The sequence below is a fragment of the Halomonas sp. 707D4 genome (assembly GCF_024158685.1).
In the GTDB taxonomy this organism is placed as follows: Bacteria; Pseudomonadota; Gammaproteobacteria; order Pseudomonadales; family Halomonadaceae; genus Vreelandella.
In genome coordinates this window covers 1-1519 of record NZ_JAMZBD010000623.1, presented here as the reverse complement: position 1 = coordinate 1519, position 1519 = coordinate 1, and the positions used below count along the sequence as shown (strand labels likewise).

Annotated in this window: 1 protein-coding gene; it reads left to right on the top strand. The window is 67.6% G+C overall.

What is annotated here, in order from left to right; genetic code table 11:
- Positions 1 to 1519, top strand: a 1519-nt coding sequence (locus tag BIS11_RS17310; RefSeq protein ID WP_253586689.1) for a cobaltochelatase subunit CobN, incomplete at both ends; no start/stop codon positions are given.

Here is a 1519-nt window from a genome sequence, read left to right as displayed (position 1 = left end):
GCTCTTGGCCGAGGGCTTTTCGCCGCTGGCGGTGGCGGTCGCCTCCCTCAAGGAGGCCGCCTGCATCGAGTTCGTCGACTACCTGATCGAGCAGACCGGCGCGGCGGTGCTGCTCAACACCACGAGCTTTTCGGTCAACCGCAGCGCTACCGAAGACGGCGCGGCGGGCGAGAGCCTGTTCGCGGGTGACCCGGTGGTGCTCCAGGCGATGCTCGCGAGCAGCACCGTCGAGGATTGGGAAGCGGGAAGCGCCGGGCTTCGCGCCCGGGACGTGGCGATGCAGATCGTGCTGCCGGAAATGGATGGCCGCGTCATCACCCGGCCCGTTGGCTTCAAGAGCGAGGCGCACTTTGATGAGCGCTGCCAGCTCTCGATTACCCACCACGCGCTGCACGTCGAGCGCGCCGCCTTCGTGGCGCGCCTGGCCTGGCGCTACCAGGCACTGCGTGAAACGCCCAGCGCGCAAAAACGCGTGGCGCTGGTGCTGGCCAACTACCCCAACCGCGACGGGCGCATCGGCAACGGCGTGGGGCTCGATACGCCGGCTTCGACGCGCAAACTTCTGCTGGCGCTTCAAGGCGCCGGCTACCCGGTGGCCGACATCCCCGAAAGCGGCGATGCGCTGATACATCTCCTGCAGGAGACGATCACCAACGCCCCGGACGGCCTTGCGCATCGCGGCTGCTGGCAAAGTATTGGTGCCGACGAGTACCGCGCCTGGTTCGACACGCTCCCCCAGGCGCTTCAGGACGTGGTGACCACCCGCTGGGGCGCCCCGGAAGACGACCCGAAGTACCGCCAGGGCCGGCTGATGATTTCAGGCGTGCGCCTGGGCGAGACGTTCGTGGGCATCCAGCCGGAAAGAGACTTCATCGAGGATTTGACCCAGAGCTACCACGACATGGCGCTCGCCCCGCCGCACAGCTACCTGGCGTTCTACCTGTGGCTGCGCGAGCACTACTGCGTCGATGCGGTGATTCACGTGGGCAAGCACGGAAGCCTCGAGTGGCTGCCGGGCAAGAGCACCGGGCTAGACGCCACCTGCTGGCCGGAAATCGCGCTCGGGCCGATGCCGCACTTCTACCCGTTCATCGTCAACGACCCGGGCGAAGGGGCCCAGGCCAAGCGGCGAAGCCAAGCGGTGATCATCGACCACCTGATGCCGCCGCTCGCCCGCGCCGAGCTTTATGGGCCGATGGCCGAGCTCGAGGCGCTGTGCGACGAGTACTACCAGGCGCTGGACATGGACCCGCGGCGCGAGGCGTTGATTCGAAGCCAGATCCTGGCGCACCTGCGCGACACCGGCATCGACCGGGAGCTTGCCCAGAACGGCAGCGAGGGCGACGCCGAGCTGCTCAACGAGCTGGATACGTTCCTGTGCGATATCAAGGAGCGCCAGATTCGCCACGGCCTTCACGTGCTGGGAAGCGCGCCGCCGGTGGAGAAGCGCGCCGGCACGCTGGTGGCGCTTTTGCGCCTGCCCCGCGGCGACGCCGAGGCGGGTAAAGGTATTTTGCAC